Annotated in this window: 12 protein-coding genes; 7 read left to right on the top strand and 5 right to left on the bottom strand. The window is 67.2% G+C overall.

Going from position 1 to position 13,934, the window contains the following annotated elements; translation table 11 throughout:
* The first annotated feature begins 25 nt into the window (after nucleotides 1-25).
* The 6 genes from AOZ53_RS04660 (at nucleotide 26) to AOZ53_RS04635 (ending at nucleotide 5,817) form a co-directional block, all read left to right on the top strand.
* On the top strand, nucleotides 26-1,276 hold the full coding sequence (locus AOZ53_RS04660; RefSeq protein ID WP_054487023.1) for a CaiB/BaiF CoA transferase family protein: 1,251 nt from the start codon (nucleotides 26-28) through the stop codon (nucleotides 1,274-1,276).
* 51 nt (nucleotides 1,277-1,327) lie between these two features.
* Nucleotides 1,328-2,326 carry a cyclase family protein gene (locus AOZ53_RS04655; RefSeq protein WP_054487021.1) on the top strand — a complete coding sequence of 333 codons (999 nt, stop codon included), beginning with the start codon at nucleotides 1,328-1,330 and terminating at the stop codon, nucleotides 2,324-2,326.
* Nucleotides 2,327-2,395: 69 nt separating this feature from the next.
* Entirely contained in the window at nucleotides 2,396-3,382 is a 987-nt protein-coding gene (locus AOZ53_RS04650) for a Bug family tripartite tricarboxylate transporter substrate binding protein (RefSeq protein WP_054429756.1), read from the top strand.
* Nucleotides 3,383-3,445: 63 nt separating this feature from the next.
* Complete coding sequence (locus AOZ53_RS04645; protein ID WP_054429755.1) at nucleotides 3,446-3,904, top strand: carboxymuconolactone decarboxylase family protein; 459 nt, start codon at nucleotides 3,446-3,448, stop codon at nucleotides 3,902-3,904.
* A 249-nt stretch (nucleotides 3,905-4,153) separates the two neighbouring features.
* Nucleotides 4,154-4,987: an acid phosphatase gene (locus tag AOZ53_RS04640; RefSeq protein ID WP_054487019.1), complete on the top strand. Its 834-nt coding sequence runs from the start codon at nucleotides 4,154-4,156 to the stop codon at nucleotides 4,985-4,987.
* Entirely contained in the window at nucleotides 4,984-5,817 is an 834-nt protein-coding gene (locus tag AOZ53_RS04635; RefSeq protein WP_231690561.1) for a hypothetical protein, read from the top strand. Before AOZ53_RS04640 ends, AOZ53_RS04635 begins: the two co-directional genes overlap by 4 nt.
* Before the next feature lie 22 nt (nucleotides 5,818-5,839).
* Here the strand turns inward: AOZ53_RS04635 and AOZ53_RS04630 are convergent, their stop codons facing one another.
* The 4 genes from AOZ53_RS04630 to AOZ53_RS04615 form a co-directional block, all read right to left on the bottom strand.
* Nucleotides 5,840-6,859: an AraC-like ligand-binding domain-containing protein gene (locus AOZ53_RS04630; RefSeq protein WP_054487015.1), complete on the bottom strand. Its 1,020-nt coding sequence runs from the start codon at nucleotides 6,857-6,859 to the stop codon at nucleotides 5,840-5,842.
* A gap of 35 nt (nucleotides 6,860-6,894) precedes the next feature.
* Nucleotides 6,895-7,929: a DUF1254 domain-containing protein gene (locus AOZ53_RS04625; RefSeq protein ID WP_054429751.1), complete on the bottom strand. Its 1,035-nt coding sequence runs from the start codon at nucleotides 7,927-7,929 to the stop codon at nucleotides 6,895-6,897.
* Nucleotides 7,930-8,113: 184 nt separating this feature from the next.
* Entirely contained in the window at nucleotides 8,114-9,109 is a 996-nt protein-coding gene (locus AOZ53_RS04620) for an AraC family transcriptional regulator (RefSeq protein WP_231690560.1), read from the bottom strand.
* Nucleotides 9,110-9,313: 204 nt separating this feature from the next.
* Nucleotides 9,314-9,721 (bottom strand): hypothetical protein, encoded by a 408-nt coding sequence (locus AOZ53_RS04615; protein WP_054429750.1) that lies wholly within the window; start codon nucleotides 9,719-9,721, stop codon nucleotides 9,314-9,316.
* Nucleotides 9,722-9,976: 255 nt separating this feature from the next.
* Between AOZ53_RS04615 and AOZ53_RS04610 the strand changes: the two genes are divergently transcribed.
* A complete protein-coding gene (locus AOZ53_RS04610) occupies nucleotides 9,977-11,890 on the top strand; it encodes a B12-binding domain-containing radical SAM protein (RefSeq protein ID WP_054487013.1) in 1,914 nt (637 codons plus the stop codon).
* A gap of 116 nt (nucleotides 11,891-12,006) precedes the next feature.
* Here the strand turns inward: AOZ53_RS04610 and AOZ53_RS04605 are convergent.
* Nucleotides 12,007-13,934: TonB-dependent receptor (locus AOZ53_RS04605; RefSeq protein WP_054487012.1), on the bottom strand; the 1,928-nt coding region annotated here is incomplete at its 5' end.

Genomic DNA, 13,934 nt, shown 5'->3' with positions numbered 1-13,934 from the left:
GACACCGACAATGAGTGAATTCCCCATGCAACAAGCATCCCCCGCCGACCTGCCGCTGGCCGGCATCAAGGTCCTGGACCTGAGCGCCTATATCGCCGGCCCCTATGGTTGCGCCCTGCTGGGCGACATGGGCGCCGACGTCATCAAGGTCGAGCCGCCCGAAGGCGACAACCTGCGCAAATACCCGTCGACGCTGGCCAGCGAAAGCCGCGCCTTCCTGGGCATCAATCGCAACAAGCGCGGCCTGTGCCTGAACCTGAAGGAAGCCGCCGGCCACGAGATCCTGCTGCGCCTGGTGCGCGAGGCCGACGTGCTGGTCCACAACTTCCGGCCCGGCGTGCCCGAGCGCCTGCGCATCGACTTCGCCACGCTGTCGGCGGTCAACCCGCGCCTGGTCTATTGCGCCATGACTGGTTATGGCGCGGTCGGCCCGATGGCGCGCCACGCCGGCTACGACCAGGTGCTGCAGTCCATGACGGGCATGTGCGCGGCCCAGGCCAAGGCCGACGGTCCGCCCGAGGTGCTGTACGGCTCGGTGGTCGATTATTACGGCGCCGCGCTGATCTCGAACAGCGTGGCGGCGGCCCTCTACCGCCGCGAGAAGACCGGACGCGGCCAGGCGATCGAAGTCTCGTTGCTGGGCAGCGCGCTGGCGATGCAGTCGGCCCGCCTGGTGTGGGCCGACGGCGAATCGCGTCACATCGAGCGCGACATGCGCTCGGGCGGCATCACCGGCATCCATCCCACCCGCGACGGCCACCTGTACCTGTCGGCCAATACGCCGCATTTCTGGCGCGCGCTGTGCGGCCACCTCGACCTGCCTGAGTTGGCCGAACACCCCGACTACGACTCCGTCAAGAAGCGCGCGGCGCAGGCCGCCGTGCTGGTGCCGCGGGTGCGCCAAGCGCTGTCGCGCGCATCGGCGCGCGAATGGGCCGAGCGCTTTGGGCAGAGCGTGCCTTGCGCCGAAGTGCGCCCGGTCGAGGACATGTTCGACCATCCCCAGGTCGAAGCCATGGGACTCATGCGTCCGTACCACAACCCGCAGGCCGGCGATTACCTCGGCCTGGCGCAATGGGCCCATTTCGGCGACGCCGCGCAAATGCCCGTCGGCGAGCCCGGGGCAGGGCACGGCGACTCCGGAGCGGGGCGCGGCGAGTCTGGGACGCGGCGCGGCGCGCCCGGCCTGGGCGAACACAGCGAAAAAATTCTGTCCACCCTGGGATACACCGCGTCCGAAATCGACCGACTGCGGCAATCCTCGGTGGTGCAATAGCCAGCAAAACGATCACAAGACTCGTCCGAGACAGAACGAGGAGACAAAAAAATGCGTCCACGCTACCAGCAGCGTCCCGAAGGCTCCAACTGGGGTGATTTCGGCGACGACGACCAGCTCGGCACCCTGAACCACCTGGACCGCCAGACACGCCTGGCCGCCGTCGCGGAAATCCGGGAAGGGCTGTCTTTTTCCCTGAGCCTGCCATTGACGGTGCCGCGCGCGCCCGTGCTCAACCCGCGGCGCAAGGGCCCGGTAATCCAGCCCGCCGAGAAGAACGGCGTGCCGGTCTACCGCTATCCCCTGGCGCGCGACGTGCCGGGCGCCACCGACGTCGTCAGCGACGACCGCGTCACGCTGTCGCCGCAGTACTCCACGCAATGGGACGCCCTGGGCCACGTCGGCGCGATGTACGACGCCCACGGCACCGGCCAGCCGCAGCCCACCGGCTACAACGGGTTTACCGTCAGCGAACCGCGCGCCGACGGCTTCACCGGCACGCAGGACCTGTCCATCGCGCCCATGGCGCGGCACGGCATCCAGGGCCGCGGCGTCATGGTCGACCTGCGCGCCCGCTTCGGCGACGCGCATCGCAAGGTCTCGTACCAGGACCTGATGGACGTGATGCAGGCCGACGGCGTGCAGGCGCGTCCCGGCGACATCCTGTGCCTGCACACCGGCCTGGCCGACCTGGCGCTCACCTTGGGCGACGACGAACAGGAACGGCTCAAGACCAGCTGCTGCGTGCTGGACGGCGCCGACGCGCAATTGCTCGCCTGGATCAAGGACAGCCGCATCGCCGCCATCGCCGCCGACAATCACGCGGTGGAACTGCGCAACCATCACCTGGAATCGGGCAGCGGGCCGCTCTTGCCGCTGCACGAACAATGCCTGTTCAAGCTGGGCCTGCCGCTCGGCGAACTCTGGCACCTGACCCCGCTGGCGCACTGGCTGCGCCAGCATGGCCGCCACGCCTTCTTCCTGACCGCCGCACCGATGTACGTGCCCGGCCTGGTGGGCGCGCCGGTCAACCCCATCGCGACCGTCTGACCTCGGGCGGATCGCGCCACGATCCTTGATCGATTCAACATCCCCGCAGGGGAGACGTGAGGAGCACACATGAAGAAAACCCGTCACGCGGCCCTGGCCGCATTGCGTCCCGTGGCCGCCGCGTTGGGCCTGGCCTGCACCCTGGGCGCGGCCCAGGCCGCCGGCTACCCCGACCAGCCCATCACCGTGGTGGTGCCGTACTCGGCCGGCGGCGGCGCCGACAACGCCGCCCGCATCATCGCGCAAGGCATGGGTGAAGTCGCCGGCCAAAGCGTCGTCATCGAGAACAAGGGCGGCGCCAGCGGCTCCATCGGCGCCGCCTACGTGGCCCGCGCCAAACCCGACGGCTACACCGTGCTGTACGACGCCTCCGCGTTCTCCATCAACCCCGTGCTGCGCAAGCTGCCCTACGACGCCAAGAAGGACTTCATTCCCGTCTCGCAGGCCGTCAGCGTGCCCAACATCCTGGTCGCCGCCACCGGCTCGGCCTTCAACAGCCTGCCGGACTTCATCAAGGCCGCGCGCGCCAATCCCGGCCGCTACACGTACGCCTCGTATGGCCCGGGCAGCCTGGCGCAGATGGCCGCCGAACTGCTCAAGAAGGATGCCCAGATCGACGTTGTGCACGTCCCGTACAAGGGCGGCGCGCCGGCCATCGTCGACGTCATGGGCGGGCAGGTCGACGTCTACTTCGCCAACGCCGCGTCCAGTCTGAACTACGTCAGCACCGGCAAGCTCAAGGCGCTGGCCGTCTCGTCGGCCGCGCGCATGCCCGACCTGCCCAACGTGCCCACGGTCAGCGAAGGCGGCGTCAAGGCCTTCGATGTCGTCGAATGGAACGGCTTCTTCCTGCCCGCGGGCGCCGACCCGCAAGTCGTCGCCAAGTTGCAGGACCTGGTGCAGAAGGCGCTGGCCCGCCCCGAAACCCGCGACAAGCTCGCCAAGCTCGGCCTGACCCCGGTCGGCAGCAGCGCGGCGGACTTCGCCAAGTTCGTCGACGCCGAGCAGGTCCGCTGGGCCGAGGTCGTGAAAACCAATAACATCACCGTGAACTGATCGGAAGGGGCGGGCAGCGCCGTTGCCCGCCCCGCCGATGCAAGCCCCCAAGGAGATGCCGCAATGAGCCGGGAAGACGATTTCGAGCGCGGCCTGGCCAACCGCCGCGCCGTGCTGGGAGAAGAATGGGTGCAGCGCTCGCTGGACCGCGCCACCACCTTCACCGCCGACTACCAGAACCTGATCACCCGCTACGCCTGGCACGACATCTGGAGCCGTCCGGGCCTGCCGCACAAGGCGCGGCGCATGATGGTGCTGGCGGTGACCCTGTCGCTGGGCCGCTGGGAGGAATTCGAGCTGCACGTGCGCGCCGCCCTGACGGCGAAGGACGAATCGCGGCTGAGTCCGGATGAACTGAAGGAAGTGCTGCTGCAGAACGCGATCTACGCGGGCGTGCCGGCGGCGAATACCGCGTTCAACCTGGCGCAGGGAATTCTGCGCGAGGTGGCGGAGGAGATCGGGTATGTGCTGGCGCCGGCGCAGGCGCGGCAGGCGGATCTGTTTGGAGACGGCGGCAAGTGAGCCTGGCATGGCGGGCGCACCGGTGACGCCTGCAATGACCGGAGAAAAGGGGCCTGCGTCCCGCGCGGACGGCCCCCCGACGCACAATGTCCCATTAATCGCGCCGTTCTGTCTCAGCGCGCGGTATTTGCGTTTCTTATCTCGATCATCCGTGTAAATTCGCCCACGCTTTCACGCTCCAGACGGTCGCCACGGCGCGACCGGCCGCGATGAAGCGTTCCGCAATTCGACTGATGCTCAAGATCATCCATGCTCGCAAAACTACGTCGCAAGGCAGGCTGCGCTCTCTTTCTCTCCCTCGGCATCGGCGCGGCGCTCGCAAGCGGGGCGGGGAACGAGCCGGATCCCGCGATCACGGACCCGCATTTTCAGCTGGCGCCGGGCTATCTGCCAAAAGAGCGGCTGCCCGACAGCCTGGAACTGCTCGGGCCGCCGCCCGCCGCGGCCAGCGCGGCGCTGGCGCGCGATGAAGAGGCCAGGGCGGCGACCGTGCCCCTGCGCAATTCCGCGCGCGCCACGCTGGCCCGCCTGGATGCGGATCTGCAGTTTCCGCAACCGGCCCGCAGTTTCTCGTGCGCCATGGGCTTTGCCATCACCGAAGGGCAGACCCCGCACCTGTACCGGCTGATGCAGAAAGTGCTTACCGATGCCGGGCTGTCCACTTACGGCGTCAAGAACACCTACAACCGCGCGCGGCCGTTCGTGGTCCACGATGAAGGCACGTGCTTTCCGGAACAGGAACCGCTGTTGCGCAAGGATGGTTCATACCCGTCGGGGCACACGGCGGCGGGCTGGGCCTGGGCGCTGGTGCTGGCCGAAGTCAATCCCGAGCGCGCCAATCGCCTGCTGCGGCGCGGCCTGGAGTTCGGGCAAAGCCGGGTCATCTGCAACGCGCATTGGCAAAGCGACGTGGACGCCGGCCGCACGATGGGCGCGGCCACGGTGGCGCTGCTGCGTGACAACGCCGAGTTCGTGGCGGACCTGAATGGCGCGCGCCAGGAGGTGCGGGCGATGCAGGCCGCCGGGGCGGCGCCGGGCCTGGATTGCGCGGCGGAGGAAGCGGCGCTGTCGCAACCGCGATGACGCGTTCTCCCCTTATCACGCTGCCGCATCGAGACACCATGAAATCCTTTTTCGCCGCCCTGATTGCCCCGAGTCTGGCGCTGGGCCTATGCCAGGCCGCGTTCGCCGATGGCGCCCTGCCGATCAGCCCATTGATGGACAAGTCATCGCGCTCGGCCGCGCAGTGGCAATTCAACGCCAGCCCCTACGCCTGGGCGTCAGGCATCCGCGGGACGGTGGGCCAGTTCGGCCAGCCAGCGACCCGCCTGGACTCCAGCTTCAGCGACGTGATGAGCGAGCTGGACCTGGCTTTCATGGGGGCGATGGAGGCGCGCTATCAGCGCTTCTCGTTGGTCGCGGATGTCATGTACGCGCAGCTCTCCGCCGGCGGCAGCATTGGGCGCGGCGTGCTCGGCAGGCGCGTCGATGTCACGTCCAAGTCCTTCTCCGGCTTCTTCGGGGCGGGGTACGAAGTGCTCGGGGGCGACCAGGGGCACCTTGACGTCATCGGCGGCGGACGGCTCTGGTACGCGAGCACCAGGCTCTCCGTGAAAGGCGGCCTGCTGGATGGCCGTGGCGAGCGCGACAGCGCCACCTGGATCGACGCGGTCGCCGGCCTGCGGGGGCAGTATGCCCTGAGCGACCACTGGTACCTGACCGGCTGGGGCGTGGTGGGCGCGGGGCAGGCCAAGCTCGACTGGGACGCGACGGCCGCGGTGGCCTATCAGTTCAAGTCAGACCTGGCGGCGGTGCTGGGATACCGCGCGCTGGGCGTCAACTTCAATCGGAATGGCTTTGTCTACAACGTCATCCAGCAGGGGCCTATCCTGGGGCTGTCCTACCGGTTTTGAGTCCGCGCGGCGTTTGAGCGGCTCACGGCCGGCTGTGCGCGGAAAAATGGCTGGACAGCGCGTTGTCGCCGTCGGTGGCGGGTGGACAACCCCGCCGGCCGCTGTCGCTGGCCTCGTCTGGCGCCAGACCAAAGCGCGCAATGAATGACTTGCGAAATCGCGCCATGTCCCGAAAACCGAAATGCGCCGCGACCTGGCTCGCCGGTTGCGCGGCGTGGCGCGGATCGACCAGGCGGGCATAGGCCGCATCCAGCCGCTTACGCTTAATGACGTGGGCAACGCCGCCCAGGTCGGCAAAGACGCGGTAGAGATGCGCGCGCGACACCCGGAACCGTTGCATCAGCCGCTCCGGGCCGAGATCGGGCTGCGTCAATTGATGGTCGATATAGTCCAGCACGCGCATGCGCAATGCCTGGCCCAGCACCGAGGTCGGCGAATGCTCGACAGGCGCCGCGGTGACCAGGCCCGCGGAAAGCAGCGTGCCCAGCGCCTCCAGCGCCGCCGCGTCTTCGCTCGCGGAGAGCTGGCCCGAGACCGCGTGGAAGCCGCAAAGGTAATCCTTGAGCAGGCGCGTCATGGGATTGCCCGCCTGCAGCACCAGTCCGTGAAGGTCGCGCGCGCCCAGCGCCTGGTTGATACCGGCCCGGGGAACCGTCATCGCCAGGCGTTGCCCGGCGTCCACCTGGCAGTGGTAGGCGCGCGCCAGGTCGATGAAGCAGATGCCTCCCGGGCCCGCCACCACATCGCGGCCGTCGAAATCCCCATGTATGGAGCCCGCGACCACGACATGCACCAGATAATGGTCCAGCCCGCTGCGGGCGATCGTCGGCCGGTCGCGCTTGTAGCGCTGCGCATTGAAGGTCGTGGCGCCCAGCGTCAACCCGCCCAGGTGGCGGATGCGCATGGTGCCCTCGAGCGTGGCCCCCTTGTCGCTGGAGACCACGGTCGTGTCGCAGAACGGGCGCGTCACCTCGCGCCAGTAATCATTACGAAGCGAGGGGGCAATGCCATCGGTGGAAATGAACGCTTCCAGGCAGGTCATGGTGACGTTTTACTCCAAATCGGGCGCGTCGAAGGCTAGGGCGAGACGCGTTGCGGCTCCGGAAAGCGCCAGCGGCCGTCCAGGATCGCCTGGCCCGGCTGATACAGCCTGACGGTGTAGTTCCAGCCCGCCATCGTGGGCAGGCAGTTCGGGATCTTGCCGTCGCAGCCGCCGAACTGGATGGCGATCGAGCCGTCGGCGCTTTTCTTGGCGGTCAGGTTGTTCAACGAGTAGGCGCCATACGGGTTCTTTTCGAAGTAGCCTTGCGCGTTGTAGACGCTGACCGACCAGAAGCTGTCGACGGGCACCTGGCCGACCGTGAGCCGATAGATGGTCTTGCCATCATTGTCGGGCACGGCCCCGCCGAGATAGGTGGCGTCCTTGGCGGGGTTTCCGCCCCAGCCCGTGGCGGTGCCGATCAAGTGCTGGATGGGGTCGACGCTGTCCTTCGTGCCGAACGCGCGGTTGTAGTTGGGCACCGTCGAACCCAGCACCAGCAGCGCATCGCGAACGGTCTTCTGGCTGGCCGCGTCCCACTTCGGCACCACGAATTCGCCCGTGCGGACCTGGTCGACGGCGATGGCGTCCTGCAGCGCATGCACCTGGCGGATATCCTCGGGCGAGGCGGGATCGACCAGCGTGCGGATCGCCACGAAGACATAGCGGGTGCCAATCGCCTCCTTGCTCAGGGTATGGCGGCCGGCGCCGTAGAAGACAGCCGGCACGTAATGGTTCTGGTCGACCACCTGCATCGACATGAAGCGCTTGCCGGTCTTGGGCAGGGTGATGGTCACCGGGCCGGCATCCAGGTCGAACACGGCGCTTGAATACAGCGTGTCCCGGTTCATGCGGATGACATTCTGCGCGTCGATCGAAACCGGCTCGCGGCTATGGACGAACCGCCCGAAGCTGCCATCGGCCACGATTTTCGCCATGTACAGGTCGGTCTCGGCCCGCACGAAATTGTCGACGCCCACCGGGATGGCGGCATCGGGAGAGGACTGCGCGTGGGCGGCGCCGGCAATGGCCATCGTCAGGACAACGAGGCGGGAGGCGGAGGTGCGTGACATTGAGGTCCTTCGATCATAGGGGCTTGATGCCGCATTCCAAAGCGCTTACGCGCTGCTCGCGCGTGGCTTGCCTGGGCTGCGGGAGGGTCGAGGCGGACTGTACAAGAACGGTCCGCGGCGGGCTTGCCATTTGGTGCCAAAAAAGCGCATGCGCGCCGGCCCGTCCCGCCACCGAGGCTTCGGGTCAGGCGCGATGGCGCAGCGCCGCCCGGAAGCGCGCGGGGTTCTGCCCGGTCCATCGTTTGAACGCGCGCGTGAAATGCGAGGGATCGCTGTAGCCGATCATGTAGGCGATTTCCGTGGCGGAATAGCGGTGTTGCCCCATGAGCCGCAGCGCCTCGCATCGGCGCGTCTCGTCGTGCAAGGCGTCGAAATCGACGCCGCTGGATTTGAGGCGTCGTTGCAGCGTGCGCGGCGACAGGCCGATGGTCCTGGCGATCCAGGCGAGTCTGGCCTTGTCCTGATCGGACATATGCGTGGCGAGCAGGCTCGCCGTATTGATCGCGCATTCCAGCGCCGCGGTGATCTTGCTGGCATCGTCCTTCAATGTGCGCAGGGGGCTGTCGAGCAGATCGCGGTCGAATTCGATCATGTCATGCTCGGCGCCGGTCACGATGTTCGGCCCCAGGCTCGTCTCCAGGGCGTCGTCGCCCCGTGTCCGGGGCGTTTTCAGATGCACCCGTATGGCCGAGGCGTCGCCGGCCATGAGGGGAATCTTCCGCAGCACGGCCAGGCTGCCGAGAATGAACTGCCGCGGATCCGCGTCTAGCCGGCCGGTGAAGCTGTGAACCAGCCGGGTGCTGCGGCCCTCCGTGACGATGCGGACCCTGCCGCCCTGGTGCAGCATTTCCGCATTGTTGGCGGCCATGGCGCACGCTTGCGCGATATTGGCCGAACGCAAGACCAGGTGGCCCCATGCCCCGAGCGAACGCAGTTCGGTCAACTGCCCCACATGGGCGCCGCCGAACGGGTCCTGCGTAATGCGGGCCATTTCATTCGCGATGTGGAAGCAGGCCTGTCGGGGCAGCCAGATATCGGGGTTCTGGAAAATGTTCGGCGAGATGCCCAGACGCTTGAAGAACTCGAGCGGGGACACGCCTCGACTGGCGAGGTAAGGGGCCATCTGCAGGAAACTGCGCAGCTTGATGGATGGCGCGTAGGGCGGTGCGGGTTCGGACACGGAACAGGAATGGCCGGCTTGAGAGGGAATTCCCGGCCGAATTTACCCCGAGGTCTTCCGCCCTGAGCGCATGACCTGGCCCGGTGAGACGAATCGCCGCAAATGATGAGACATTTGGCGCGGCGGCCGTGTGGAACCTTCACGGCATTGTGGCGTCGGGAGGCCGTTTCCCGCCCGACGCCTTTCAGCGGGCCGTCTGCCGAATTATTTCGCCGAGAATTTATACGCCGTCCGCCCATCCGGCGTGAACGTATACGTGACGTACATCGGAATCGTCCGTGCGCAGGCCTCGAAATTCCATGCCTCCCGCGCCGATCCCGAGATCAGCGCGGTGCCGGCGGCGTTGGCGCGGATGTCGTCGGACTTGCTGACCAGCGCGACAGCGACGGATTTCGGCGTTTCCTTGCAGCCGCTGGTGATGGACAGCAAGGGCACCAGCTTTTCCAGCACGTAGGGGGGGTCGGTGGTGAGCGGTTCTCCCTTGACCGGAATGCCCCTGACGTCCTGCCGATACGTGGTCGGGGCGGCGCAGGCGGCCAGCAGGACGAGGGGAAGAACCAGGGCGGAACGGCGCAGCCGGGGGGCAGACAGGGCGGGTTTCGGATTGGGCATTGTTATCGGGGGATCCTGTATCGACTTGGTTTCTGCGGTCCCATCGCAGGCGGCGGCAGCGCCCGCTGATAGTGAAACGAATATAACGGATCAGTATCCGGGCGCTGATCGGCAGGCATCACTCAATACCGAATCACCACCGGCTCCGTTCAGCACGCGATGCCCCTTGTGTTTCCGTGTCACGCCGGCACGGACTCGCCGGTAACTATAATCCCCCCTCGATCCCCGCTTTGACGGCATTTCCCGCCGTGTCTCATGTCCGCCACGCCCCTACGCGTGCTGTCCGTCATCCCGCCGATGACGCAGCTCAATACGCCATACCCGTCCACCGCCTACCTGACCGGCTTCCTGCGCTCCCGCGGCGTCACGGCCACGCAGGAAGACCTGGCGTTGGCGCTGGTCTTGCGCCTGCTGTCGCCCGACGGCCTGCGCGCCGTGGCGGCCGAGGTGGACGCGTTGCCGCTGGACAAGCACACCCCCGCGATCCAGGCCTTCGTCGCCATGCAGCCGCGCTACCTGGCCACCATCGCCCCGGTGATCGCCTTCCTGCAAGGGCGCGACTCGACGCTGGCGCACCGCATCGCCGGCCGTAACTTCCTGCCTGAAGGCCCGCGCTTCGCTTCGCTGGATGTGTACATGGACGACGAGGGCGGCGACCCGCTGGGCTGGGCCTTCGGCGCCCTGGGCCTGCAGGACCGCGCCAAGCACCTGGCCACGCTGTACCTGAACGACCTGGCCGACGTGCTGCGCGACGCCATCGATCCGCGTTTTGAATTCGTGCGCTACGCCGAATCGCTGGCCGGCAGCCAGCCGACCTTCGACCCGCTGGCCGAAGCGCTGGCCGCGCCGCTGAACCTGGTCGACGACACCCTGCGCGACCTGACCCTGGAAGCGTTGGCGCGCCACCAGCCCACCATGGTGCTGCTGTCGGTGCCGTTCCCGGGCGCCGTCTACGCCGCCTTCCGCATCGCCCAGGCCATCAAGGCGCAAGACCCCAGGATCATCACCGTGCTGGGCGGCGGCTTCGTCAACACCGAACTGCGCGAACTGAAAGACCCGCGCGTCTTCGACTATTTCGACTTCGTCAGCCTCGACGCCGGCGAACGCCCCTTGCTGGCGCTGATGGAACACGTCGAAGGCAAGCGCTCGCGCCAGCGCCTGGTGCGCACCTTCCTGCGCGACGCCGACAGCGGCGCGGTGCGTTACGTCAACCTGGTCGAGCCCGACGTCGCCTTCGCCGAAGTCGGCACGCCCACCTGGGACGGCCTGCCGCTGGACCGCTACCTGTCGCTGCTGGACATGCTCAACCCCATGCACCGCCTGTGGAGCGACGGCCGCTGGAACAAGCTGACCGTGGCCCACGGCTGTTACTGGAAAAAGTGCAGCTTCTGTGATGTCAGCCTGGACTACATCGGCCGCTACGAAGGCGCCTCGGCCACCGTGCTGGCCGACCGCATCGAGGCCATCGTGCAGGAAACCGGACAGACCGGTTTCCATTTCGTCGACGAGGCCGCGCCGCCCAAGTCCCTCAAGGCCCTGGCCACGGAACTGATCGCGCGCAACGCCGGCATCTCGTGGTGGGGCAACATCCGCTTCGAGAAGACCTTCACCCCCGAGCTGTGTGAACTGCTGGCCGACAGCGGCTGCATCGCCGTCTCGGGCGGCCTGGAAGTCGCCTCGGACCGCCTGCTGAACCTGATGAAGAAAGGCGTGTCGGTCGACCAGGTGGCGCGCGTCACCCGCGCCTTCACCGACGCCGGCATCCTGGTGCACGCCTACCTGATGTACGGCTTTCCCACGCAGACCGTGCAGGACACCGTCGACGCGCTGGAATACGTGCGCCAGCTGTTCGAAAACGGCTGTATCCAGAGCGGGTTCTTCCACCGCTTCGCCTGTACGGTGCATTCCCCGGTGGGGCTGAACCCCGAGGAATACGGCGTGACGCTGCGGCCGCTGCCGGACGTGACGTTCGCCAAGAACGACATCGGCTTCGACGACCCGACCGGGGTGGATCACGACGCGCTGGGACGGGCGCTGAAGAAGGCGATCTACAACTACATGCACGGGATCGGGCTGGACGAGGACGTGCGTAGCTGGTTTCCGTTCAAGGTGCCGAAGACGACGGTGGGGCGGCATCGGATTGCGAAGGCGTTGAGCCAGCACGCATAGGGCGTTTGCCGGCCGGGCCGGGCTTTGCCGTCCCGTGCCGACGCGCCGTGAAGCCACGGATACCGAGCCATCGCCACGGCCCGGTATCCGTCGGGTATCGACGCCCCGCCAGCCGCCTAGAAGTCCACCGACGCCGACAGCATCACCGAGCGCGGCGATCCCAGGCGCAGATAGCCCTCGGACGCCGACGACCAGTAGTCCTTGCCGAACACGTTGTTGACCGTGGCGCGCAGCGTCACGGGATGGTCGAACGCGCGCGTCGCATAGCGCACGCCCAGGTCCCAGCGCGTCCAGCCGGGGATGCGGCGGGTGTTTTCCAGATTCTGGTATTGCCAGCTGGTCGACAGCGCGCGGGCGCTCAGCGTCACCCCGGGCGCAAACGACGGATCCCATTCCATGCCGATGTTGGCCATCCAGCGCGGCACGCCCACGGCGCTGTTGCCTTCGGTGTCGGCGCTGGCGGTGCGCGTCATCTTCGGCTGGATATACGTCACGCCGCCCAGTAGCCGCACGCCCGGCGCGAGTTCGCCGAACGCATTCAGCTCCACCCCGCGATTGCGTTGCTCGCCGCTGACGTCATAGCGCGTCACGCCGCCACTGAACGTGGTCAGCCCGGCGGGCTGCTTGATCTGGAACAGGCCCAAGGTGGTCGTCACCGAGCCGAAGTCCACTTTCACGCCGGCCTCGACCTGCTTGGTCTTGATCGGCGCGAAGATCTCGCCCGCGTTGGACGTGCCGGCCGGGGCGATGGGGCCGGTGGTCAGGCCTTCGATGTAGTTGGCGTACAGCGAGACATGGTCCCACGGCTTGACCACCAGGCCGAACGCCGGCGTCACCGCCGACTTGTCGTAGTGCGAGGTCTCCTTGCCCGTCACATAGCTGTAGTTGGTGGCCTTCACCGTCTGGTGGCGCACGCCGGCGGTGAGCTGCACGCGGTCGTCGGCGAACGACAGCGTGTCGGCCAGCGCGATCGTGGGCAGCTTCAGCAGCGAGGTGCGCGGCGGCGAACTCGACAGGCCGTCGATGGACGGCTTGGGAATTTCCACCGGGTCGTAAAGGTTGGACGGCGACATGCCGAAGATGTAGTAGTCGTAATAGCCGGCGCGCTGCTCGAACGTGGAATAGCTCAGGCTCACCTCGTGCTTGACCGGCCCGGTATTGAAATTGCCGCGCGCGCCCCACACCGACGATGTGTTCTGCTCGAAGCTGGGCCAGTAATACGGCCGCATCAGCAGTTCGCCGCCCTGGCCGACCACGATGGGATCGGCGTACAGGTAGCGGTTCTCGCTGCGCCGGTAGCCCACGCCGCCGAACACCGTCAGTTGCGGGGTGATGTCGTATTCGGCGCGCAGCACGCCGTAGTTGTCGCGCGACCTGGAATAGCCCCAGTCCGGCGAATAGCCCTTTGACGCCTTGGGCGCGCGCGGCACCGGCAGGTTGTCGCCGAAGATCAGCACCCCGGAATCGCCCGGCGCGTCGATGTCATTGTTCTGGTGGCCCGCGTCCAGCGAAACGCGCAGCCGGTCGCCGCGGTAGTCCAGCGCCACCACGGCCGTGCCCAGTTGATTGGACTGGTTCTGCACCGCGGTGTCGCCATCGCGGTACGAGCCGTTGAAGCGGATGCCGAATTCGTTGTTATCGCCAAAGCGCCGGCCCATGTCGATCATGCCGCCAAAACGCGAATCGGACTGGTAGGTCGCGGTCAGGCGCGTCAGGGGTTCGTCGCCGGCGCGCTTGGGCACCACGTTGATGCCGCCGCCCACGCTGCCGCGCGGGCTCATGCCGTTGAGCAGCGCGGTGGGGCCTTTCAGCACTTCGACCCGTTCCACCGCGTCCATCGCGATGGTGCGCAGCGGCAGCATGCCGTACAGCCCGTTGAACGACACGTCCTGGTTGCGCACCGGAAAGCCGCGGATCTGGAATTCGTCGCCGGTGCCGGCCACCGAGCCCTGGCCGTCGTTGACCGTGCGCACCGAGGCGTCATTGGCCAGCACGTCGGCGATGGAATTGGCTTGCTGGTTCCGGATCAGTTCGGACGTGTAGC

Source organism: Achromobacter sp. 2789STDY5608621, from assembly GCF_001299375.1.
Classification (GTDB): domain Bacteria; phylum Pseudomonadota; class Gammaproteobacteria; order Burkholderiales; family Burkholderiaceae_B; genus Achromobacter; species Achromobacter insuavis.
This window is presented reverse-complemented; position numbering and strand designations above follow the sequence as displayed.